Annotated in this window: 21 protein-coding genes; 9 read left to right on the top strand and 12 right to left on the bottom strand. The window is 39.3% G+C overall.

Features of this window, described 5'->3' with window-relative positions:
- Window positions 1-226: 226 nt before the first annotated feature.
- Together NG743_RS02390 and nblB are read left to right on the top strand one after the other, a co-directional pair.
- Window positions 227-685, top strand: coding sequence for a CBS domain-containing protein (locus tag NG743_RS02390; RefSeq protein WP_257121440.1), 459 nt, complete (start codon window positions 227-229; stop codon window positions 683-685).
- A 700-nt stretch (window positions 686-1,385) separates the two neighbouring features.
- Complete coding sequence (nblB, locus tag NG743_RS02385) at window positions 1,386-2,042, top strand: phycobilisome degradation protein NblB (RefSeq protein ID WP_257121439.1); 657 nt, start codon at window positions 1,386-1,388, stop codon at window positions 2,040-2,042.
- Between the two features lie 77 nt (window positions 2,043-2,119).
- Here the strand turns inward: nblB and NG743_RS02380 are convergent, their stop codons facing one another.
- Window positions 2,120-2,638: a DUF456 domain-containing protein gene (locus NG743_RS02380; RefSeq protein ID WP_027400697.1), complete on the bottom strand. Its 519-nt coding sequence runs from the start codon at window positions 2,636-2,638 to the stop codon at window positions 2,120-2,122.
- A gap of 5 nt (window positions 2,639-2,643) precedes the next feature.
- Here NG743_RS02380 and NG743_RS02375 point away from each other — a divergent pair, with 5 nt between their 5' ends.
- Window positions 2,644-2,805, top strand: coding sequence for a hypothetical protein (locus NG743_RS02375; RefSeq protein ID WP_257121438.1), 162 nt, complete (start codon window positions 2,644-2,646; stop codon window positions 2,803-2,805).
- Here NG743_RS02375 and NG743_RS02370 read toward each other — a convergent pair.
- Window positions 2,779-3,420: a cofactor assembly of complex C subunit B gene (locus NG743_RS02370; RefSeq protein WP_257121436.1), complete on the bottom strand. Its 642-nt coding sequence runs from the start codon at window positions 3,418-3,420 to the stop codon at window positions 2,779-2,781. The genes NG743_RS02375 and NG743_RS02370 overlap by 27 nt on opposite strands.
- Before the next feature lie 211 nt (window positions 3,421-3,631).
- Window positions 3,632-4,360, bottom strand: a complete 729-nt coding sequence (gene rpaB / locus NG743_RS02365; RefSeq protein ID WP_015079764.1) for a response regulator transcription factor RpaB — start codon at window positions 4,358-4,360, stop codon at window positions 3,632-3,634.
- A gap of 170 nt (window positions 4,361-4,530) precedes the next feature.
- On the opposite strand from rpaB, the gene radA reads away from it, so the two are divergent.
- On the top strand, window positions 4,531-6,069 hold the full coding sequence (gene radA, locus NG743_RS02360; RefSeq protein ID WP_027400699.1) for a DNA repair protein RadA: 1,539 nt from the start codon (window positions 4,531-4,533) through the stop codon (window positions 6,067-6,069).
- A 66-nt stretch (window positions 6,070-6,135) separates the two neighbouring features.
- Here radA and radC read toward each other — a convergent pair whose 3' ends face one another.
- Window positions 6,136-6,867: a RadC family protein gene (gene radC / locus NG743_RS02355; RefSeq protein WP_027400700.1), complete on the bottom strand. Its 732-nt coding sequence runs from the start codon at window positions 6,865-6,867 to the stop codon at window positions 6,136-6,138.
- A 350-nt stretch (window positions 6,868-7,217) separates the two neighbouring features.
- A complete protein-coding gene (locus NG743_RS02350; protein WP_027400701.1) occupies window positions 7,218-8,156 on the bottom strand; it encodes a phosphoribulokinase in 939 nt (312 codons plus the stop codon).
- A gap of 1,365 nt (window positions 8,157-9,521) precedes the next feature.
- On the opposite strand from NG743_RS02350, the gene NG743_RS02345 reads away from it, so the two are divergent.
- A complete protein-coding gene (locus NG743_RS02345; protein WP_193964804.1) occupies window positions 9,522-11,327 on the top strand; it encodes a bifunctional serine/threonine-protein kinase/formylglycine-generating enzyme family protein in 1,806 nt (601 codons plus the stop codon).
- A gap of 3,030 nt (window positions 11,328-14,357) precedes the next feature.
- Here NG743_RS02345 and NG743_RS02340 read toward each other — a convergent pair.
- Together NG743_RS02340 and NG743_RS02335 are read right to left on the bottom strand one after the other, a co-directional pair.
- The gene (locus NG743_RS02340) at window positions 14,358-14,657 is read right to left on the bottom strand and encodes a HigA family addiction module antitoxin (RefSeq protein WP_096670912.1); all 300 of its coding nucleotides are present in this window, start codon (window positions 14,655-14,657) and stop codon (window positions 14,358-14,360) included.
- A gap of 16 nt (window positions 14,658-14,673) precedes the next feature.
- The gene (locus NG743_RS02335; RefSeq protein ID WP_193962995.1) at window positions 14,674-14,967 is read right to left on the bottom strand and encodes a type II toxin-antitoxin system RelE/ParE family toxin; all 294 of its coding nucleotides are present in this window, start codon (window positions 14,965-14,967) and stop codon (window positions 14,674-14,676) included.
- 245 nt (window positions 14,968-15,212) lie between these two features.
- Between NG743_RS02335 and NG743_RS02330 the strand changes: the two genes are divergently transcribed.
- Window positions 15,213-15,875: a class I SAM-dependent methyltransferase gene (locus NG743_RS02330; RefSeq protein WP_193962994.1), complete on the top strand. Its 663-nt coding sequence runs from the start codon at window positions 15,213-15,215 to the stop codon at window positions 15,873-15,875.
- Window positions 15,876-15,888: 13 nt separating this feature from the next.
- Window positions 15,889-16,314 carry a DUF29 family protein gene (locus NG743_RS02325; RefSeq protein ID WP_027400707.1) on the top strand — a complete coding sequence of 142 codons (426 nt, stop codon included), beginning with the start codon at window positions 15,889-15,891 and terminating at the stop codon, window positions 16,312-16,314.
- A 247-nt stretch (window positions 16,315-16,561) separates the two neighbouring features.
- Here NG743_RS02325 and NG743_RS02320 read toward each other — a convergent pair whose 3' ends face one another.
- The 4 genes from NG743_RS02320 to lepA form a co-directional block, all read right to left on the bottom strand.
- The gene (locus NG743_RS02320) at window positions 16,562-17,914 is read right to left on the bottom strand and encodes a (Fe-S)-binding protein (RefSeq protein WP_027400708.1); all 1,353 of its coding nucleotides are present in this window, start codon (window positions 17,912-17,914) and stop codon (window positions 16,562-16,564) included.
- Window positions 17,915-17,975: 61 nt separating this feature from the next.
- Window positions 17,976-19,262, bottom strand: coding sequence for an FAD-binding oxidoreductase (locus NG743_RS02315; protein ID WP_257121433.1), 1,287 nt, complete (start codon window positions 19,260-19,262; stop codon window positions 17,976-17,978).
- Window positions 19,263-19,369: 107 nt separating this feature from the next.
- Window positions 19,370-19,945, bottom strand: a complete 576-nt coding sequence (locus NG743_RS02310) for an elongation factor 4 family protein (RefSeq protein ID WP_257121432.1) — start codon at window positions 19,943-19,945, stop codon at window positions 19,370-19,372.
- A 2-nt stretch (window positions 19,946-19,947) separates the two neighbouring features.
- Window positions 19,948-21,180, bottom strand: a complete 1,233-nt coding sequence (gene lepA, locus NG743_RS02305) for a translation elongation factor 4 (RefSeq protein ID WP_257121431.1) — start codon at window positions 21,178-21,180, stop codon at window positions 19,948-19,950.
- Between the two features lie 312 nt (window positions 21,181-21,492).
- On the opposite strand from lepA, the gene NG743_RS02300 reads away from it, so the two are divergent.
- Together NG743_RS02300 and NG743_RS02295 are read left to right on the top strand one after the other, a co-directional pair.
- The gene (locus NG743_RS02300) at window positions 21,493-21,729 is read left to right on the top strand and encodes a hypothetical protein (RefSeq protein WP_027400711.1); all 237 of its coding nucleotides are present in this window, start codon (window positions 21,493-21,495) and stop codon (window positions 21,727-21,729) included.
- Window positions 21,730-21,880: 151 nt separating this feature from the next.
- On the top strand, window positions 21,881-23,521 hold the full coding sequence (locus NG743_RS02295; protein ID WP_080683811.1) for an ATP-binding protein: 1,641 nt from the start codon (window positions 21,881-21,883) through the stop codon (window positions 23,519-23,521).
- A 31-nt stretch (window positions 23,522-23,552) separates the two neighbouring features.
- On the opposite strand, the gene NG743_RS02290 is transcribed toward NG743_RS02295, so the two are convergent.
- Entirely contained in the window at window positions 23,553-23,801 is a 249-nt protein-coding gene (locus NG743_RS02290) for a TIGR02450 family Trp-rich protein (protein ID WP_027400712.1), read from the bottom strand.
- Between the last annotated feature and the right edge of the window lie 300 nt (window positions 23,802-24,101).

Raw genomic sequence — 24,101 nt, 5'->3', positions numbered from 1 at the left:
CATTTTCAATTTCTCTTTTTGCTTCACAGGTAAATTATCTTCTTTTTTAACAAGACATATTTACTCTTATTTATCCCTGTCAATATTTCCTTTTTCTGCTCCTCATCTGGTTTCTGGTAAATCCATTTTCAGATGAAAAGTAACAATCTATTAACAGTATTTATTTGTCACCGATAATTTTCTACAATAGTGAAAAAGACTTTTATAAAAGGTGCAAGTTAAAAAAATGTCTAAAACTGTTGCTGAAGTGATGAGTCGTGATCCTATCCTCGTCCATCCTCAAACTCCCTTAAAAGAAGCTATCCAAATTTTGGCAGAAAAACGAATTAGCGGTTTACCTGTAATTGATGACGCAGGTAAACTAGTGGGAATTATCTCCGAAACAGACTTGATGTGGCAAGAAACAGGTGTGACTCCTCCTGCATATATTATGATTTTGGATAGCGTGATTTATTTACAAAATCCTGGTGCGTATGAACGAGATCTACATAAAGCTTTAGGACAAACAGTAGGAGAAGTGATGAGTAAAAATCCCCTGACTATTTCTCCTGATAAACCATTAAGAGAAGCGGCGAAATTAATCCAAGATCACAAAGTTCACCGTCTCCCAGTCCTTGACAGTTTGGGTAAGGTCATTGGTATTCTAACTCGTGGTGATATTGTTCGCACTATGGCTGCTGACTAGTAGTCTGTCAACCCGGAAATGACGGGGGGTAGGGGAGGTAGGGGAAGTAGGGGGGGTAGGGGAGGTAGGGGAGGTAGGGGAGGTAGGGGAAGTAGGGGAGGTAGGGGAGGTAGGGGAAGTAGGGGAAGTAGGGGAAGTAGGGGAAGTAGGGGAGGTAGGGGAGGTAGGGGAGGTAGGGGAGGGAAGAACAGAAGTTTTTTCCGATCATTACCCGTCAAAATAAATTTGACGAACTACTAGGTGTGGGGAAGTAAGAGCAATATTCTTTTACAACTGACAATTGACGACTGACAACTGACAAGGGACTATTAAGTCAGTAACCCAGCCCTAAAGGGACTGGGCTTGCAAGAGTAATCAAGTAAGCCGTACTGACCAGACCACCCTGAGTTTACTCTCATGGTAGCCGTTATTTGAGTCACGACACCCCGGAATGCGTTGCTAGTTCCCTGCTCTGTCATTTGCAATTAAACAGTTTTAAGGTCACTGAAACAGTGTTGCAAGTCTAAAAAGCTCTTATAACTGGTCGTTCGCGCAGCGTGCCGGAGGCATCTAGCTAACATTACCCCAGAAATGGGAGTTGGTTTCCAGGTTCCAATCAAAAATCTGGTTTTAATTTTAATATCCACAGCGGTTAAAACCGCTCGTGTCGTTTCCCTCTCAGGTCTAAAGACGCTGAGTTTCCCACTTACCGGGTATTCTTATGAGTGTATCTGCTGATAGTATAAAAGAGTTACTGCGTTCTGACAATTTAGGCGATCGCTTGCGTGCAGTTAACCAAATTCGGGATCTAGAACCACAAATCGCTTTAGAATTAGTCCAAATTGCCATTCAGGATAAAAGTGCGCGTGTCCGTTATTCTGCTGTAAGTCAAATGGATACCCTGGGAACACAGGATTTACCATTATCCTTGACTATCTTACGGGGTTTACTACATGATCCTGAAGCAGATGTGCAAGCAGCCGCAGCAGACTGTTTAGGTGCGCTAAAATTGCATGACGCTTTTGAAGACTTACAAAAGCTTTACCAGGAAACACCAGAATGGCTAGTCCAGTTTAGCATTATTGCCACATTGGGAGAATTAGGAGATCCACGAGCTTTTGAATTACTTACTCAAGCGCTTGCATCCGATAATGGTTTAATTCAAACTGCCGCTATTAGTTCCTTTGGTGAATTGGGAGATCCAAAAGCAGTTGCCCTCTTACTTCCATACAGCACTAACTCAGATTGGCAAGTACGCTACAGAGTTGTGCAAGCTTTAACCCGTTTGGGAAGTGATGAAGCTAAATCTATTCTAGAAACTTTGGTGAATGACGAGGTAGAAGCGATTTCCAAAGAAGCAAAAGCTGGTTTATGTTAGTCTAATTTACTAGTTGCGTTTATTAACTAAAGCGCAACTGCTCACCTGATTTTTGATTGATAGACAAACTTTGATCATTAACCACCATATACCTGTGTCCAAGTCGTCAATAAAAATACTATCACCGCACTGATAGCTAAAACACCTTGAATCAAATTCCCCACAACCGTTCCCACAGTAATTCCTATCCCAGCTTTTACCGCAGGCCATAATCGTCTTTGATAAAGGAACTCACCCACAATTGCGCCTAACAATGGTCCAAATAAAATTCCTAGTAATGGTCCACCAAAAGGTAAAGCTGGTAGTAATCCAAAAAATCCCAGTAACAAACCCACAAATGCGCCAATTTGTCCCCACTTACTAGCCCCGGCTTGTTTTGCTCCAATATAACCAGCAAGGAAATCAACTCCTGTACTCAGAAGTAAAACAATGATTGTCACAATCAGGGGAATTTTAATAGCTGCAAAGGAATTACTCACGATTCCCCAAATAATAATAGATATTAAAATCAAACTACTTCCAGGTATGGCTGGAACTACAGCACCAATAATCCCCACAAACATTACAGCTACTAAGAGTAAATAAATAATTTGCATAATTATTGTCAGAATCAGGATGTCCAGGATTAAAGGATGAAGAGGATGAAGACAGGGATTTTATCACCAATTACCAATTACCAATTACCAATTACCAATTACCAATTACCAATTACCCATTACCAATTACCAATTACCCATTACCCATTACCAAGCGTTACAGCTAATTTATCGGCAATTCCAGCAATCCAGTTTTCCTCTTGTTTAGTGTAACTGCGGGGAGCATTTGCCGCTAAAATTAAAACCCCTTCTTTACCAATAGGTTGACAAATTACACCTTGTGTATTTTCTGGCAAATAATCAAATTCGATTTTACCAGGATAAACATACAAAGCAACTAGATAAATTGGCTTTTGAGTTTCTAATACTTTTTTTAAAATTGTTCCTGGGACTACTTCCGATTTAGCAGCCAGAATACCACGACGTAATAAAACTTTACCTTGATAGTAGACTATGAGCGATCGCGTCACTGTATTTGTTAATAATAACCGCGATGCCCAAGCTAGTTCTATTTTCGCGGCTTCTGGTAAATCTGCTGCTAAAAAAAATCCCTCTTCCCCAATCAATTCTACTGTTTCAGGTGTACGCGGCTGTACCTGTTGCCAAATTAACCCAGTTAAAATTAACACCGCGCTCAGAATTACCCCCAGCACATCTCCTCGTGCTTGGGAGTTTGTCAGTTGCGGTGTTAACAACCGATTCATTAACAAAAGCACAGCACCTAAACCCCCAACAACTAAGGGTAAACGCCGTAAAACTCGATTAGGATCTGATTTAGTCATTAGTCATTAGTCATTGGTCATTGGTCATTGGTCATTGGTCATTGGTCATTGGTCATTGGTCATTGGTCATTGGTCATTGGTCATTGGGAAAATTCTTTCTCCCCCCACTTCCCCCACTTCCCCCACTTCCCCTACTCCCCCCGCTCCCCCGCTCCCCTGCCCCCTGCCCCCTGCCCCCTGCCCCCTGCCCCCTGCCCCCCCACTCCCCCGCCTACTCTTCCCCCGGTTCTAGGATGCGTTGGAAAAGATAACCAGTACCTCTAGCGGTGAGAATTAGTTCAGGGTTGCTGGGATCATCTTCTAATTTTGCCCGTAATCGGGAAATATGTACATCCACAACACGAGTATCTACATGGCGTTCAGGAGTATATCCCCATACCTCTTGCAGAATTTCTGAACGGGAAAAAGCTTCACCCGAACGACTGACTAACAATTCTAATAAGCTAAATTCCATTCCGGTTAAGCGAATCCGCTCATCACCTTTATAAACTTGACGCTTATTTGTATCAATTTTGATGGTGCTAACATGAATTACCCCGGAACTAGGAATACCGTTTGCACCTGTTTTGTCCACCCGTCGCAATACTGAACGAATCCGCGCTTCTAGTTCTTTGGGTGAGAATGGTTTAACGACATAATCATCAGCACCCAATTCTAACCCGGTGATGCGATCTGCGACATCTCCCAAGGCGGTGAGCATAATAATAGGGACATCCGATTCTTTGCGTAATTCTTGACAAACGCCATAACCATCGAGTTTTGGCATCATTACATCTAAAACTACCAGGTCTGGTTCAGCTTTGCGAAATATTTCTAAAGCTTCCTCTCCGTCTCCTGCTGTCACCACATCGTAGCCAATCATGGAAAGGCGTGTTTCCAAAATCCGACGAATGCTGGCTTCGTCGTCTACTACTAGGATTTTTTCTTTATGACTTTCCAAGTTTTGTCATGCTCCTTAACTAAAATTTTTCATGATTAATTTTAAATATCATAATATTAAGATATCATTACATGAATTGATTTGGAAAAAGCTCTAACTATTACTACGATTAAATTTCGGTTTTTTCCAAGAATTAATGAAAAATTAAGATTATTATCTAAAATTTAAGCATGGCAAAGCCAAAAACCATTTATATCTGTAGTAATTGTGCAGCGGAATTCTCCCAATGGTTCGGAAAATGTTCAAATTGTGACACTTACGATTCTTTAGTTGAGCAGAATATTAGCTCTTTTCTGGGGGATATACCTGGCCGGGGTGGGGTGGGAAATTGGCAAGCTGGAGGTCATAGTAAGTCTCATGGTAAACCAGCTAAAGCTAGATCATCTCTGACTTTTGACCAAATTAGCGATCGCCAAATTGCTCGTTGGGAGTCCGGTTATGGCGAATTAGATCGAGTTTTAGGCGGTGGTGTTGTTCCCGGTTCAATGGTATTAATTGGTGGTGATCCTGGTATTGGTAAATCTACTTTACTACTACAAGTATCTAACCAATTAGCACAAAAATATCGTATTCTCTATGTTACAGGAGAAGAGTCTGGACAACAAGTAAAATTGCGTGCTTCTCGCTTGGGAATGTCCAAACCTCCTCTTATCGTCAAAGAAGATCATCAAAACAAAGATCCGGAAGCACCAGTGACAAATCCTCAACAACCTATAGATCCTGACAGTATAGGCGCGGATCTATATATATTACCAGAAACGGATTTAGAAGAAATTTTACGAGAAATAGACTCCTTAAAGCCCAATGTGGCAGTAATAGATAGTATTCAAACCGTGTTTTTACCAGCTTTGACATCAGCACCGGGTTCAGTGGCTCAAGTCAGGGAATGTACCGCAGCCTTGATGAAGGTGGCAAAACATGAAGATATTACGATGTTAATTGTTGGTCATGTTACCAAAGAAGGCACGATTGCCGGACCGAGAGTATTAGAACACTTAGTTGATACTGTATTGTATTTTGAAGGCGATCGCTTTGCTTCCCACAGATTATTAAGAACTGTAAAAAACCGTTTCGGAGCAACACACGAAATTGGTATATTTGAAATGGTGTCTCAAGGATTAAGGGAAGTTGATAATCCTTCTGAATTATTTTTAGGCAATCGTGATGATCCGGCTCCAGGTACAGCTATTGTAGTAGCTTGTGAAGGAACAAGACCAATAGTAGTGGAATTACAAGCTTTAGTTAGCCCTACAAGTTATCCATCTCCTCGCCGAGCAGGTACAGGCATAGATTACAATCGGTTAGTGCAAATACTCGCCGTATTAGAAAAGCGTGTGGGTATTCCTATGTCCAAATTAGATTCCTATGTTGCTTCTGCGGGGGGATTAAATGTAGAAGAACCAGCAGTAGATTTAGGAATTGCCGTTGCCATAGTTGCCAGTTTCCGCGATCGCATCGTTGATCCTGGTACAGTCTTAATTGGAGAAGTAGGATTAGGGGGACAGGTGCGATCGGTTTCCCAAATGGAACTACGATTAAAGGAAGCAGCAAAACTGGGATTTAAAAGAGCGATCGTTCCTAAAGGCACAAAATTTCCTGAAATTGGTATAGAGATATTACCAGTAGGTAAAGTCATAGATGCAATTATTGCGGCTGTTCCTCATCAGGAGTTAACAGAGGAAGATTTAGAACCTGATGGGGATGAATAACCGGGCTAAAAACCCCAATGCACCCACAGAGAAAGCACTAGGAGACGTAGAAAAAAGGTAGAAATATCAATCAATTTGCGGACAATCATCCCATAAAGTTGTAATTTCTCGTAGACTCTGATGAGTGCCATTACCTAAGATTAAATGATCTAAAATGGAAATAGCTAACAGTTCTGCCCCGGCTAATAATTGACGAGTCAATTCGATATCTGCTTCACTGGGTTCTAAACTACCAGAAGGGTGATTATGGGCAACTATTACTCTTGTAGCACCTTGACGAATAACTTCTCGGAAAATATCACGGGGGGAGGCTAAAGTTTCCGTTGCTGTGCCAATTGTAATCACTTTTGTGCCTAATAACTTATTTTTCACATCCAATAATAATACGGCAAATCTTTCTTGATTTTGCCACATCAAGTCTTGACTCAGCACCGCAGCCGCAGCAATAGGACTATCAATTACTGTTCCGTCGGAGGGACGAGATAAAAAAGTCCGTTTACCCAATTCAATTGCTGCCAAAATAGTTGTCGCTTTTGCTGGTCCCACACCGGGAATTTCCATCAACTCAGCGGGGGAGATATTTCGTAAAGCAGCTAAGGGGTCACACTGACCTTTACCCAATTCTTGTAATATATATTGCCCTAAACCAACTGCTGAGAGTTTACCAGGTCCCTGACCAGTACCTAGCAAAATGGCGATTAATTCCGCTGTAGCTAAAATCTTTGCCCCGTGAGTCATTAACCTTTCACGAGGGCGTTCATTTTCCGGTAAGTCCGCTATTCTTAGGCAATAAGTCATACCAATTGGGGATTTTGAATTAGAAATAATTGGGTTATCGTCAAACTTATTCCTTTTTGGCAAAAGAAGGGAACAGGGAACAGATAAGTAGTGAGACAGAATTAATTACATAATGTCATTGCGTTAGCCATATGGAACGAAGTAAAATGAAGCAATAGCCAGGGTTGTGATTGCTTCCCTCGCAATGACTGTAAATATTTTTGTCCAATTACTTAAGAAACAATCATTTGCACCAGTTTAGAGCTTCAGTCAAAAACAAGATGTTTGTCAAAGATGGGTAGCACGAAAAAAACAGTGTCATTATTTCAATCTCATGTTTAAAAACATGAGTTTTTTCTGTTCCCTATGAATTACTGGTAAATTTGCGTAGCTTTGAGCATATGGTAGGTAATAATTAACTGAGTCAGGGCGAGAGGATAACTTTGTAGTGTTTCTCCAGTTGTACCTGCAATTCTACCCAATTCTGGATTACTTTCCCGATCGCACACATTATTTAAATACGGCATATCATTACACATAATCCGTTCGATTTTATTCACCTGTTCCAAAGTTGCATGACCGTCAACCTCTAAAACATCCACCGGTTTTCCCATATCTCTATCCAGTCCCAAGCGGATAGCTGATTGGGAATCACTACGACCAGCGTGAATAATTTCCGTAAAATCAGGGTGGGGAATCGAAGGACGCAGCACCAAGCGCACATTTAAACGTCCATTAGTGTCATCAGCCTCATCACTGGGAGGATAGAAACTGACTACAATATCCGACCATTGTCGCTGAGGACGGATATACCTTTCTGAATCTGGTTCGCGCTTGTCTAACTCCGCTAATACCTGTTCTGGAGTATAACCGCGCTTTTGAGTATCCCGTTTCACCTTCCAATCAGCGCGAAGTGGTTCAGGAGGAGCAAGATAGACTTTAACATCATAAGCATCACGGGCTACACGGGTAGAATAACCTAGTAACCCTTCAATAATCACAAATTTACTGGGTTTGATATATTGCGGTGGTTCAAAAGTCCCTGTAGAGTGGCTGTAAACCGGCTTCAGAATCGCCTGTCCTGTCCGTAATAGCGATAAATGCTGCTGCATGATATCCAGATAGTTGCAATCAGGATGCAGCGCCGTCATGCCGATTTCTGCCCGTTGTGTGCGATCGTAACGGTGGTAATCGTCCGTACAGATAATAGTCACATTTTCAGGACCTAGTACCTGAGCAATCCCTCTAGTCAGAGTTGTTTTCCCCGCAGCACTATCACCAACAATACCCAGAATAATTGGACGGCTCATGAATACCTCCTCTGACGCGAGTAAGTTTATAGAATAATCCTCAATTTTAGAGGGCGAATAAGCACTTTCTTCAGAAAATTATATCTTTGCAACATCTCTACATAAACTCCCTGGATTTGGTGTCATGGGATGATTTTTTGCACGCAGAGGCGCAGAGGCGCAGAGATTGAGAACCGCTATAGATTTTAAGTAATGAGACGGAATTAATTACATAACTGATTTTCCTGTTCTCTTCAACTAAGTAATTGGACAAAAATATTTAAAGTCATTGCGAGCGAAGGGAAGCAATCACAACCCTTGGAATTGCTTCATTTCACTTCGTTTCATATGGCTAACGCCACGCTGCGCTAACGCAATGACATTGTGTAACTAATTCTGTCTCACTACTTACCAACATAATTATTTTCCTCTTTATCCTCTAAATCCTCAAATCCCGGACATCCTGATTCAGACAATTTAATTCACATCAAGACTTGACAAATCTCAAAGCTTGTATTATATTTATGTTATGAGTGGAAAAGTGTGCGCCCATATATATAGGCTTTTCAACCACCAATATAATTATTTTCCTCTTTATCCTGAAATCCTGGACATCCTGATATGGCTTGCGCCACACTTCGCTATCAGACAAAAAAATCACCACTTCCTCAAAAACAATCTTTAAATCACATCCTGAAAATCCTGAAATCCTGGACATCCTGATTCTGACAATCAAGACTTGACAAATCTCAAAGCTTGTATTATATTTATGTTATGAGTGGAAAAGTGTGCGCCCATATATATAGGCTTTTCAACCACCAACATTATTATTTTCCTCTTTATCCTGAAATCCTGGACATCCTGATATGGCTTGCGCCACACTTCGCTATCAGACAAAAAAATCACCACTTCCTCAAAAACAATCTTTAAATCACATCCTGAAAATCCTGAAATCCTGGACATCCTGATTCAGACAATCAAGACTTGACAAATCTCAAAGATTGTATTATGCTTATGTTATGAGTGGAAAAGTGTGCGCCCATATATATAGACTTTTCAACCACCAACATTATTATTTTCCTCTTTATCCTGAAATCCTGGACATCCTGATATGGCTTGCGCCACACTTCGCTATCAGACAAAAAAATCACCACTTCCTCAAAAACAATCTTTAAATCACATCCTGAAAATCCTCAAATCCTGGACATCCTGATTCAGACAATCAAGACTTGACAAATCTCAAAGATTGTATTATGCTTATGTTATGAGTGGGAAAGTGTGCGCCCATATATATAGACTTTTCAACCACCAACATTATTATTTTCCTCTTTATCCTGTAAATCCTCAAATCCTGGACATCCTGATTCAGACAAATTAAATTTTATTATGGCTTATTTTACCCCAGGGCAACTACTCAAAAGAGGACAATACGAAATTATTGATACTCTAGGACAGGGAGGATTTGGTATTACCTATTTAGCGCAAGATCATAGACGCAAAAAACAAGTAGCTATCAAAAGTCTCAACGTCTCCTTTTTGAAACAACGCTATCGAGATAAATATGGGAATACAGAAGGTTTTGGAGAATTTTTAGCAGAAGAACAGGACAAGTTTAACACTGAAGCGATGGTATTAGCTACCTTTGATCATCCTCACATTGTCAAAGTGTATCCTGAACTATTTCAAGAAAATGGTTTATCTTGTATGGTGATGGAATATGTCAAAGGCAAAAATTTAGAACAATATTTATACGCGAATGGTGTTTTTAGTGAAAGTGCGGGTTTAGAAATTATTAAAGGCATTGGAGAGGCTTTAAGTTATATTCATAGTCGTAATTATCTGCACCGAGACATTAAACCTGCGAATATTTTACTGCGAGAATCTGACAATAAAGCCATATTAATTGATTTTGGTTTAGCCAGAGAAGTCAACTTTGCCGAATTGATGAGTTTAACAAATGCCAAAACTCCCGTTTTTGCACCACCAGAACAATTTGAAAATAGAAGTAATTTCACTCCCGCTTTAGATATCTATGCTTTAGCAGCCACATTATATGTAATTATCGCCGTTCATGAACCTCCTTTCATTCCTCTGCCTAGTCCTTATCTGAATGCTAAGATAATGCTAGATATGAAAATGGCGATTGAACCACCGCAAAAATACAATTCTCAAATTAGTCAAAAGGTAAATGATGCTATTCTCAAGGGAATGGAGTTAGATTATCAAAACCGTCCTCAGTCTATTAGAGAATGGTTTACGTTTTTAGGTATTCAAACAGAAAAACCTAACCCCCCTAACCCCCCTTCCCTACAAGGCAATGGGGAGATTAAAGCCTCTCTCCTTGTAGGAGAGAGGTTTGGAGAGAGGTTTTTAACTAACCTGAAAACTTTCACTTTTGAAGTTGTCACAACGAACGCAAAAGGAAGCATTATCAACCGACGCAACCACTCAGCAAATTACTTTGTCGAAGATTTGGGAAATGGGGTGATGTTGGAAATGGTGGAAATACCCGCAGGGACATTTTACATGGGTTCACCGGAAAATGACGAGGGAAGATTCCGTTATGAAAGTCCCCAACATCAAGTTAATGTTCCCAGCTTCTTTATCGGTAAATATCCTTTGACTCAAGCACAATATCAAGCTATCATGGGAGATGACCCTGCTCGCTTCAAAGGTAATAATCTTCCTGTTGAATGTGTGAGTTGGAATGATGCAGTGGCATTTTGTCAAAAGTTAAGCCAAAAAACAGGTAAAAACTATAAGTTACCCAGTGAGGCACAATGGGAGTATGCTTGTAGGGCAGGAACAACGACACCTTTTTATTTTGGTGAAAGTATTACCCCAGATTTGGTAAACTATAATGGTGAGTTTGCCTACACTGCTGCACCAAAAGGACAATATCGAGAACAAACCACAGATGTAGGAACTTTTCCCCCTAATGCTTTTGGTTTGTATGATATGCACGGTAATGTGTGGGAATGGTGCGAAGATGATTGGCAGAAAAATTATATAGACGCGCCTATAAATGGCAATGCTTTGATAAATCAAAGTATTTGCAAGCTTATGCGCGGTGGTTCGTGGGACCACCTTCCTGTTTTTTGCCGTTCTGCTTATCGCAGTAGCTACAACCTCGATAGCTACTACTTCAATATCGGTTTTCGGGTTGTTTGTAGTGGTGCGGAGAGGACTTAGTAGCCCTTTATACTCTTGCTCTTTTGCCCTCTGCTCTTTTTTCTTTTCTCTTGCCTCGCAGTTAGGCGTAATTCTTTTTGGATAAATACTGGATGTGGAAACCTTATATATATGGGCGCATACTTTTCCACCTATAACATAAGCATAGTCGAAACTGAGAACTTTGTCAAGGGGTAAAATTGTCTGAATCAGGATTTTCAGGATTTCAGGATTTACAGGATGTTGTTGGATGATTGTTTGTGAGAAGTTGGGATTTTTCAGGATGTTGTTGGATGATTGTTTGTGGGGATTTTGGAGATGATTTTGTCTGAATCAGGATTTTCAGGATTTCAGGATTTACAGGATGTTGTTGGATGATTGTTTGTGGGAAGTTGGGATTTTTCAGGATGTTGTTGGATGATTGTTTGTGGGGATTTTGGAGATGATTTTGTCTGAATCAGGATTTTCAGGATTTTCAGGATGTTGTTGGATGATTGTTTGTGGGAAGTTGGGATTTTTCAGGATGTTGTTGGATGATTGTTTGTGGGGATTTTGGAGATGATTTTGTCTGAATCAGGATTTTCAGGATTTCAGGATTTTCAGGATGTTGTTGGATGATTGTTTGTGAGAAGTTGGGATTTTTCAGGATGTTGTTGGATGATTGTTTGTGGGGATTTTGGAGATGATTTTGTCTGAATCAGGATTTTCAGGATTTCAGGATTTTCAGGATGTTGTTGGATGATTGTTTGTGGGAAGTTGGGATTTTTCAGGATGTTGTTGGATAATTGTTTGTGGGGATTTTGGAGATGATTTTGTCTGAATCAGGATTTTCAGGATTTGAGGATTTACAGGATGTTGTTGGATGATTGTTTGTGGGAAGTTGGGATTTTTCAGGATGTTGTTGGATGATTGTTTGTGGGGATTTTGGATTTTTCAGGATGTTGTTTAATGATTGTTTGTGGGGATTTTGGAGATGATTTTGTCTGAATCAGGATTTTCAGGATTTCAGGATTTTCAGGATGTTGTTGGATGATTGTTTGTGGGAAGTTGGGATTTTTCAGGATGTTTTTTAATGATTGTTTGTGGGGATTTTGGAGATGATTTTGTCTGAATCAGGATATCCAGGATTTCAGGATTTTCAGGATGTTGTTGGATGATTGTTTGTGAGAAGTTGGGATTTTTCAGGATGTTTTTTAATGATTGTTTGTGGGGATTTTGGAGATGATTTTGTCTGAATCAGGATTTTCAGGATTTCAGGATTTACAGGATGTTGTTGGATGATTGTTTGTGGGAAGTTGGGATTTTTCAGGATGTTGTTTAATGATTGTTTGTGGGGATTTTGGAGATGATTTTGTCTGAATCAGGATTTTCAGGATTTCAGGATTTACAGGATGTTGTTGGATGATTGTTTGTGGGAAGTTGGGATTTTTCAGGATGTTGTTGGATGATTGTTTGTGGGGATTTTGGAGATGATTTTGTCTGAATCAGGATTTTCAGGATTTCAGGATTTACAGGATGTTGTTGGATGATTGTTTGTGGGAAGTTGGGATTTTTCAGGATGTTTTTTAATGATTGTTTGTGGGGATTTTGGAGATGATTTTGTCTGAATCAGGATATCCAGGATTTCAGGATTTTCAGGATGTTGTTGGATGATTGTTTGTGAGAAGTTGGGATTTTTCAGGATGTTGTTGGATGATTGTTTGTGGGGATTTTGGAGATGATTTTGTCTGAATCAGGATATCCAGGATTTCAGGATTTTCAGGATGTTGTTGGATGATTGTTTGTGAGAAGTTGGGATTTTTCAGGATGTTGTTTAATGATTGTTTGTGGGGATTTTGGAGATGATTTTGTCTGAATCAGGATATCCAGGATTTCAGGATTTTCAGGATGTTGTTGGATGATTGTTTGTGAGAAGTTGGGATTTTTCAGGATGTTGTTTAATGATTGTTTGTGGGGATTTTGGAGATGATTTTGTCTGAATCAGGATTTTCAGGATTTCAGGATTTACAGGATGTTGTTGGATGATTGTTTGTGGGAAGTTGGGATTTTTCAGGATGTTGTTTAATGGTTGTTTGTGGGGATTTTGGAGATGATTTTGTCTGAATCAGGATATCCAGGATTTACAGGATTTACAGGATGTTGTTGGATGATTGTTTGTGAGAAGTTGGGATTTTTCAGGATGTTGTTTAATGATTGTTTGTGAGGATTTTGGAGATGATTTTGTCTGAATCAGGATATCCAGGATGGGTAATTGGTAATTGCGAAAATGCTGTAAACTAACCATCTAAAGAAGAGCATAAAACAACATCTTTAAAATATTCCAACTTCCAAAAATCCCCACTTCCTCAAAAACAATCTTTCCATCACATCCTGTAAATCCTTTAATCCTGAACATCCTGATTCAGACAAAAAAATCCCCACTTCCTCAAAAACAATCCTTAAATCACATCCTGAAAATCCTCAAATCCTGAACATCCTGATTCAGACAAAAAAATCCCCACTTCCTCAAAAACAATCCTTAAATCACATCCTGTAAATCCTTTAATCCTGAACATCCTGATTCAGACTAAAAAAATCCCCACTTCCTCAAAAACAATCCTTAAATCACATCCTGTAAATCCTTTAATCCTGAACATCCTGATTCAGACAAAAAAATCCCCACTTCCTCAAAAACAATCCTTAAATCACATCCTGTAAATCCTCAAATCCTGAACATCCTGATTCAGACAAAAAAATCCCCACTTCCTCAAAAACAATCCTTAAATCACATCCTGTAAATCCTCAAATCCTGGACATCCTGATTCAGACAAAAAAATCCCCACTTCCTCAAAAACAATCCTTAAATCACATCCTGTAAATCCTCAAATCCTGAACATCCTGATTCAGACTAAAAAAATCCCCACTTCCTCAAAAACAATCCTTAAATCACATCCTGTAAATCCTCAAATCCTGAACATCCTGATTCAGACAAAAAAATCCCCACTTCCTCAAAAACAATCCTTAAATCACATCCTGTAAATCCTCAAATCCTGGACATCCTGATTCAGACAATTAAGCGACAAAAGGATTAATTGTATTCAGAAATTCTGCTTCTGCTTGTTGAGCATAATATAGATCCCAGCGAACTTGTAAATTCATCCAGAAATCAACAGATATACCAAAAAACCTGGATAACCGCAGTGCTAAACTGGGTGTGATATGCTGTTTACCTGCTATTAAATCTACAATTTGCTGTTCTGTAACACCAATAGACTCAGCTATTTTTTGGGGTGTTAAACCTTTATGGATCATAAACTCTTCTAATAACATTTCTCCAGGATGGGTAGGAGGACGATGGGTTGGGATTTTCATAAATGTGATTAATACCTCAATGATAATCTACAATTTCCACAGCATCTGCCCCTAATTCTTGCCAAAAAAAGCAAATTCGATATTGATCATTAATCCGAATACTATACTGACCTTCTCTATCACCTTTTAATGCTTCTAGACAATTACCTGGGGGAATTTTTAAATCTTCTAGGCTTGTAACTGAGTCTAATTGATCTAGTTTACGAACTGTACGCTTCCAAAGGGATGAGGGACAGGTTTTTCGAGCAGCTTTAGAATCTTTACCATCGAAAATGTCTTGTGTACCCAAGTTCTTGAAAGCATGAATCATTTATAAACGTTGGTTTTACTGCTTTGAATAATTTGATAAATAAAAGTCTTATATATATGGGCGCACACTTTTTCACTCATAACATAAGCATAGTCGAAACTGAGAACTTTGTCAATAAATAAATTTTGAAACACGCTTTAAAACGAGTCGGGTTTAAAAGAGGATTTGGGGGTTGACATTTGATTTTAAATTTGTTATCATAGAACTGACAAGGAAGAACTATCATAAAATAATTAATATAAATCATGTCAAAACAGACCCTGGGTTTAGAACAAAACCTATATGATTATTTGCTTTCAATTTCCCTGCGCGAACCAGCTATTTTAACCCAACTGCGTCAAGAAACTGCTCAAATGCCCAGGTCTATCATGCAAATATCTCCTGAACAGGGGCAATTCATGGCATTATTAATTAAGTTAATAGGAGCAAAAAAAACCTTAGAAGTAGGTGTATTTACTGGCTATAGTTCCTTAGTAGTGGCTTTGGCTTTACCCACAGATGGTAAAATAGTCGCCTGTGATGTTAGTGAAGAGTATACCAGTGTAGCTCGACGTTATTGGCAAGAAGCGGGAGTAGCTGATAAAATTGATTTGCATATTGCCCCAGCTTTAGAAACATTAGATAAGTTATTGACAGCAGGGGAAGCGGAAACTTTTGACTTTGCGTTTATTGATGCTGACAAAAGTAACTATGATAATTATTATGAGCAATGTCTTGAATTAATTCGTCCCGGTGGATTAATTGCCATTGATAATGTGTTGTGGTCAGGTAAAGTTGCAGATACAGAAATACAAGATAATCAAACTAATAAAATTAGGGCGTTGAATCGCAAATTACATCAAGACTGCCGAATTACCCTGAGTTTAGTTCCCATAGCCGACGGATTAACCTTAGCGATGAAAAATTAGGAAAATCAACCAAATGGAAGAACTACTTACACTCAAAGAACTCCTGCACCAAGGCAATATCACAGAAGCCTTATTGATTGTCGAAGAATTAGAAGAAATGAGCAAATCTGATAAACTGAATAAAATATTTAGCTATGGCATCATTTTACTTCTACACCTAATTAAACAAGCTGCTGAAAATCGCACCACTAGGTCTTGGAATCTTTCTATTCGCAATTCTGTCAAACAAATTCAACGCAGTAATTCCCGTGAAAAAGCGAAAGGAACTTACATGAGTGAAACAGAATTAGCAGAAACCCTAGAAGATGCTTATGATTTAGCATTAGAAAAAGCAGCAATCGAAGCTTTTGAAGGTCAATACGAAGCAGAAGAATTAAGCAAATTAGTCCAACAAGAAGAAATCATAAAAAAGGCAATGAACTTAATTTGGGAAAGATAAATAAGACCCCTGACTTCTTTTTTATCTTCTTCAAGTGAGGCATAATGGGAGGGAATTAACCGCAGATGGAAGAGGATAGACGCAGATAAACGCAGATAAATTTGTACTTCATTAGATTAAGAGGCATTGCTGAATTGATGTATGAAAGTAGAAAATTCCATCTCTTGAACTCTTACTCTCTGCGCCTCTGCGTCTCTGCGAGAGATAAATTCATACTTTTATTCAGCAACGCCGATTAAGAAATGTTCTAAATCTCCAATTTATCCCCCCGAATTGAATAATCTAACAATTCCATTGGGTGCATAACAGAAATAGTTTTCCCCTGTAAATACTTACTAATCTGCAAACTACAACCAGGATTAGGAGAAGCAATTAAATCAGCACCAGTATTGATTAAATTCTGGGCTTTTTGTTTACCTAATTCCTCCGCAACTTCTGGTTGTAACATATTATAAATACCCGCACTACCGCAACACAAAGCCGCGTCTATGGGTTCTTTCAAAGTCACACCAGGAATTTGTTTTAACAGTTGACGGGGTTGAACACTAATTTTTTGACCATGTAATAAATGACAAGCATCTTGATAAACTAAATTGATATTTTTCTCAGTTAAAGGTGAAAGTTTAGCAGTTAAACCCACATTAACTAAAAACTCCTGTGAATCTTTCACTTTCGCTGCAAATGCTTTGGCTTTTTCCGCATATTCGGGATCATCTGCTAAAATATGACCATATTCCTTCAAAGTATGACCACAACCAGCAGCGTTAATAATCACAAAATCCACATTAGTATCAGCAAAACTATCAATCATTTGTCTGGCTAATGTTTTAGCTTGTTCCGTTTGTCCTTGGTGTTCAGGAAGTGCAGCACAACAACCTTGAGATTTAGGAATTACCACCTCACAACCATTTGCAGTTAATACTCTTACAGTTGCTTCATTCACACCAGAGAAAAACAGCCTTTGCACACATCCTAAAATTACACCCACGCGATATCTTTTTTCACCTTTCGCTGGGATGATATCTGGTAAATTATCCTGAAAAGATTTAAGAGTAATTTCCGGTAAAATAGATTCCATAGCAGCTAACCGGGGAGATATAGCCTTAATTAACCCAGTTGCTTGTAATACCTTAGAAATTCCTAACTTTTGATAAACTAATAAAGGAAAAAGTAAAATTCTTAAAAGATCAGGATTAGGAAACAGAGAAAAAATCAATTGTCGAACCAACTTATCAGGTAAACTGCGACTATAATTCCTCTCCACCTGATGTCTAGTAGCCGAAATCAACTTATCATACTGGACACCAGAAGGACAAGTAGAAACACAAGCCAGACAACCCAAACAAGAATCAAAATGTTCAACAGTAGCCGTATTGAGAGCAATTTCACCCTCATTAATAGCATCCATTAAATAGATACGTCCCCTGGGAGAATCCATCTCCTTTCCTAATATCCGATAACTAGGACAAGTAGACAAACAAAAACCACAATGAACACAACTATCAATTAACTTTGCATCAGGTGGACAATTACCATCAAAACCCTTTAAATTCTTAATACTAGCAGTATTATTATTCACCGAACCTTCCGAAACTTGCATTTATATTCCTCCCCTCTTAACCTCTGTGACCTCTGTGCCTCTGCGGTTCGTTTATTAAAACTTAAATCCCACCCACAAACCGACCAGGACTTAAAATATTTTGAGAGTCAAACTGTTCCTTAATGCGGCGCATTACCTGCAACCCATTACCAGTATACCCCCAAACATCAAACCTTTCCTTGAACTCAACAGGTGCAGATAAAACACTTAAAAAACCAGAATTTGCTGCACATAAATTCCGCAAAAGCAAAATCTGATCTTGATTTTCTAAACGCACCAAACCTAAACCACTACTAATATGAATTAAACCGACTTCTATTTGATTGATAATTTCCACAGCAGCAGTTGGTAATAAACCTATTTTGCAGGTAATCGTAGATTCTGAAACATGAGAATGTATTTGTTCTGGTAATCGTTGCCATAAATCAGCTTCATCATTTCCTGAATAAATTACTCCATGTAAACCTAATTTTTCGCCAATTGCTAAAAGTCGTTTTGACTGTTCTTGAACACTTTCGCTAATAGTTTGAAAACGGGCAATTAAACCTATTCCTGTCCCCAAATCCAAATTAGTAACTAACTTACTTGATAATAAATCTGCTTGAGTTGGTGTTAATTCCGAACCTTGTAAAGTTCTTACTGCTTGGGATATGGCTTCTGGCTTCCCAGTTAATATAACAGTTCCCGAAGTTTCAGGAATGGGATAAACGCGAAAAGTGACTTGGCTGATAATTCCTAATGTACCGTAAGCGCCAGTAAATAATTTCATTAAGTCGTAACCAGCTACATTTTTTACAACTCGTCCCCCAGCTTTAGCGATTTGTCCATCTGCGCGGATAAAAGTTATACCTAAAAGTTGGTCACGCACACCACCATAACGTTGACGCAGAGAACTGGTGTCAGCGGTAGCGACAATACCGCCTATGGTAGCAGAATCAGGAAAAGCCGGATCAAGTGCTAAAAATTGGTGATGTTTAGCCAAAATCTCCTGAATCTGGGCAAATTTCATCCCTGCTTCCACGGTGACAGTTAAATCACCCACAGCGTGTTCTATGAGTTGGTTAATACGTTCGGTGCTGACAATAATATCAATATTTTTAGCTAAACCACCCCAATTGATTTTACTACCACTACCACAAGTGAGAACACGCCATTTGTGACTGTTGGCAGTGGTGAGAACGGTGGCTAATTCTGCTTGGCTATGGGGATAAATCACACAACTAGGCTGGCTTTTGGAGTCTATTCCTTGTTGGATATGATGCTGTTGGGTGGGGGTAAGATTTTCCCAAGATATAATGGAGGTTTCAGGGCTGAGAATAGAAATTAAAGTAGATGCTATTGAATTCATTAGTCTATTGTTTATATCCTTCTTAATTAATTTAATATGAATTGTATTTCGCACAAAGGAACAAAGTCATAAAATTAGGGCGGGGAAACCCCAACCCTACGTGACAATTAGCCTTTATCTAAGCGCAGCACAGCCATAAAAGCTTCCTGGGGTACATCTACTGTACCTATAGCTTTCATGCGTTTTTTTCCTTTGGCTTGCTTCTGTAATAGTTTCTTTTTGCGGCTGATGTCGCCACCGTAGCATTTAGCTAACACATCTTTTCGCATGGCGGGGATATGTTCACTGGCGATAACTTTTGCGCCAATGGAAGCTTGAATGGGGACTTTGAATTGATGACGGGGAATTAGTTCTTTGAGTTTTTCCGCCATTGATCTACCGACATTGTAGGCTTTATCTCTGTGAACGATCATGGCTAGGGAATCCACTGGATCACCGTTAATCATGATATCCAATTTTACTAAAGGATTTTCTCGGTAGCCAATCAGATGATATTCCATACTGGCGTAACCGCGAGAACGGGATTTCATTTGATCAAAAAAGTCGGTAACAACTTCGGCTAAAGGCAATTCATAAGTGAGTGTGGTCCGTCCTTGGGTGAGATATTTCATATCTTTGAAGATACCGCGACGGTTTTGAGACAACTCCATTAAAGAACCAACGTAGATTTCGGGAGTAATCATTTCTACTTTGACGTAGGGTTCTTCAATTCTGTCGCGCTCATTGGGGTTAGGTAAGCGGCTAGGATTATCAATGTACAGTTCTTCCCCTTTGATGGTGACGACTTTGTAAACCACTGAGGGGCGGTAATGATTAAATCTAGGTTATACTCACGCTCTAAGCGTTCCTGGACGATTTCCATGTGCAGTAATCCCAAAAACCCGCAACGGAAGCCAAAACCCATTGCACTGGAGGTTTCTGGCTCATACTGTAATGCGGCATCATTGAGTTCTAGTTTTTCTAAGGCTTCCCGCAAGTCTTCAAACTGATCTGCGTCTATGGGGAACATTCCACAAAATACCATGGGATTGGCTTCTGCGTAACCAGGTAAGGCTTCAGTGGCTTTGTTTTTGCATAGGGTAATGGTATCTCCTACTCTGGCATCAGCTACGGCTCTAATCGCTGCACCTAAATAACCTACTTCTCCGGCATGGAGTTCTTCAACTGGCTTTTGGGTGGGAGAGAGTACGCCTAGTTCCTCAATGACATATTCTTTACTCGATGCCATTAAGTAGATGCGATCGCCTTTTTTGACAGTACCATCCATGACCCGGAAATAAACAATTACACCCCGGTAACTATCATAGTAACTATCAAAAATCAGCGCTCGCAGGCTTTCATCTACAGTATCAGCAGGTGGGGGAACTCGTTTGACAATTGTTTCTAAAATCTCAGTAATGCCAATTCCCTCTTTCGCTGAAGCTAAAATTGCACCACTGCAATCTAAACCAATAATTTCTTCAATTTCGCCAATTACTCGCTCTGGTTCTGCTCCTGGTAAATCAATTTTATTTAAAACTGGGATAATTTCTAGATTACTCTCTAGAGCTAAATACACATTGGCTAGGGTTTGCGCCTCTACACCTTGGGACGCATCCACAACTAACAATGCCCCTTCACAAGCCACAAGGGAACGGGACACTTCATAGGAGAAGTCTACGTGACCAGGAGTATCAATTAAATTGAGAACGTACTGCTGACCATCCTTGGCAGTATAATTCATCCGGGCAGCTTGCAGCTTAATTGTAATGCCGCGCTCCCGTTCCAAATCCATGTTATCGAGAAACTGCTCTTTCATCTGTCTATCTTCTACAGTCCCAGTAGCCTGTAGCAACCGATCTGCGAGAGTTGATTTCCCGTGATCAATGTGAGCAATAATACAAAAGTTGCGAATGCGATCTGCGGGAACGTCAGTCATATACCATCTTTGCTCTAAAGCAAACCAAAGTGAAAGCTATTTACTTCATGTATTTTAACACAAACAGCAGAAGTCCAAGGAACAGGGAACAGGGAACAGGGAACAGGCAGGAAGCAAAAATTAATTACCCATTACCCATTACCCATTACCTCTTCCTCATTCCCTGCTATGACAACTTACGCTATTATTTAGAATCTGTTTCTAGCTCCTAGTGTTGATGACTCAGCAGTTTACAATTGAATACACTCAATTATAAATATCATAACTGCTGGACAACAGTTTCAATAAACCTATTTCAAAGTATTTAAACCCATGAATATGCAAGAACAACCCAATAGTGCAGATAAAAAACGCGCTGAGAAGACAGAAATCGCTCTTAATCTAGATTCTGAATTAATAGAGCAAATTCAACATCTAACTAATGATCCCAGTAAGGTGATTGAGGTGGCTATTCGTCAATGGTTACGGGGTGATTTTAATAGAGATGATGAGTTAACACGTACCCCTCTACGAACACCTGTTCCCCCTCGTGGTGAATGGAATGATTAAACCGACTTGACAGGTATCAGCTAATAATAAGAAATGTAAAAATTAATCTCTTAAATGCCAGAAAAGTCAAAAATCTACCCTTGAAAAATGTAAAACCTGTAAAAGTTTATGCCAGAATTTAATTTCTCAAAATCTGGAATCTAGTAATTTTATGAGCGATCGCTCATCAGCAACTCTGGGAGCAGAGTTAGTATATACTCAAGATGCCTCTGGACGCTATTTGACTTTTTATTGGCAACACAGCCAATACTTAGAGTGTGATCCCCAGAAGATAGTTGATGTCCTCAATGAAAATGATAGCTTTGCTCCAGTAGATAAGGTTGTTTATCTAGAAAATTTACACCGGATTTTGAGCAGTTCTGTGCCGGAAAGGGTGAAATACTGGTTTAAATGCCCGAATATCGAATTATTAGAGTTGGAATTGACAATTACGCCGATTCTGCCGCAATTTGGTCAGCCCACAACTACAGTTTTGGTAATAGGTAGGTTGTTACCATCAAAAATTAATCCTCAAGATGTGAATCAGGCACTTAAACCGCCAACAGCGCTTGAGTTAGCTTTACGATTGCAGCGACATCAAAGGTTATTAAACAAAATCACCAGAAATATTCGTCGGACACTGGATTTAGATGTTATTTGGCAACAAACAGTTGATAGCTTGGGAAAAAGACTCAACCTAGAACGCTGTATTATTTGCCCTTATCAACCCCCTAATACCAAGGTTCAGATAATTGCGGAGTATCATCAACCAGAGCAAATTTCTATTCTTGACTCAGAAATAGATATATCTTCTGAGCCGGCTTTTGCTCAAGCATTAGCGACTTTAGAGCCTGTGGTAATGGCAGTTTCATTTAATCACCAATCTCCACAGTCTCAATCTCTAGTTGTTGCGACTTGTTACAAAGACAAAGCTAATGGTTTAGCTGCTCTTAGTTTTGTTGATAAATGCCATCCACTAACACAAGCAGAATTAGAATTAGCCAGGGAAGTGGCAGATCAGTTAGGAACAGCGATCGCTCATGCTACCTTATATCAAGAACTAGAAGAATCCCGACAAAAAGCTGAAGAAGTTTCTCGCTTAAAAAGCGAATTTCTGGCTAATGTCTCCCACGAAATTCGGACTCCTCTCAATGGCATGATTGGCTTCTTAAGGCTAATTTTAGAAGGAGTTACAGATGATGCTCAAGAACAACATGAGTTTATTTTAGAAGCTCATGAATTATCTTTGCATCTGTTAAATATCCTCAATGATATTTTGGACTTTGCTAAAATTGAAGCAGGTAAAATGGAATTAGACTGTTCACCAGTCAATCTCAAAGAATTATTTGATGACGTTGAAGGCTTTACCCGTCAGCAAGCGGAGGTGAAAAATATTAGTTTTCACATGGAAATGCCTGCAATTTCTGATGCAATTATTGTTCAAGGCAACTATAGGAGATTATTACAAGTAATGCTAAATTTAGTAGGTAATGCTATTAAATTTACCCATGAAGGTAGTATTAATATTAGTGCTGATTTAATACCGAAAAAACACCCTACAACAGTCAAAGTTCGCGTTGTTGACACAGGTATTGGTGTTTCCTTAGATAAGCAAGATAAGCTATTTCAATTATTTTCTCAAATTGATGGTTCTCGGACTCGTCACTATGGTGGTACAGGTTTAGGACTCACCATATCCCAAAAGCTCATAGAAGCAATGGGTGGTGAGGTACATTTTTATAGTCTAGGTGAGGGACTCGGTTCAACGGTGACTTTCACTGTGCCACTGTATCAACAACCATTGATGGTTTAGGTAATGGGTAATGGGTAATGGGTAATGGGAATTAATGGTTTTCGATAGAGTTTATTTCTTGTAGGGTTTGCCAGCCGGCGTACCATTGGGAATTATCTTGTAATAATTTAGCATTTAACCAAAAGCGTACTTGAGGATCACAAGCTGCTACCATTTCTGCATATACCCATTTACCCTGATTTTTGCGGTTAACAACCTGAAAATGTCGCCAACCATCAACTTTTTTTTGTGCAGTCCATTTAGAACCCAGCAAGTAAGGAAATTTTTGTTTTTTAGTCATTTGTTCGTTGTCAGTGGTCATTTGCCAGTGGTCAGTTGTTAATAACTCCTCTTACCCATTACCCATTACCCATCACCTGTAAAGTTTTATATCAGATATTTTATAATTTAATAAATATTTACTAATCCAGGAACAATGGTAACAAAAAGGGAAGCGATCGCTCATAAAATTTCTTTATTGCCAATTTTACGCCTGAATCAGAACACCCGATTTACCTGATCCCCAAATCTCACCTTTATTTTCAACCGACCGTTGACAATGCTTTTCTGGCTGCACACACCGTAAATACCAGCAATATCG

Origin of the sequence: Dolichospermum heterosporum TAC447, from assembly GCF_024584745.1 — a bacterium.
GTDB classification, from domain to species: domain Bacteria; phylum Cyanobacteriota; class Cyanobacteriia; order Cyanobacteriales; family Nostocaceae; genus Dolichospermum; species Dolichospermum heterosporum.
The sequence above is the reverse complement of the archived record's forward strand: the minus strand, read 5'-3'. Positions and strand labels throughout refer to the sequence as shown.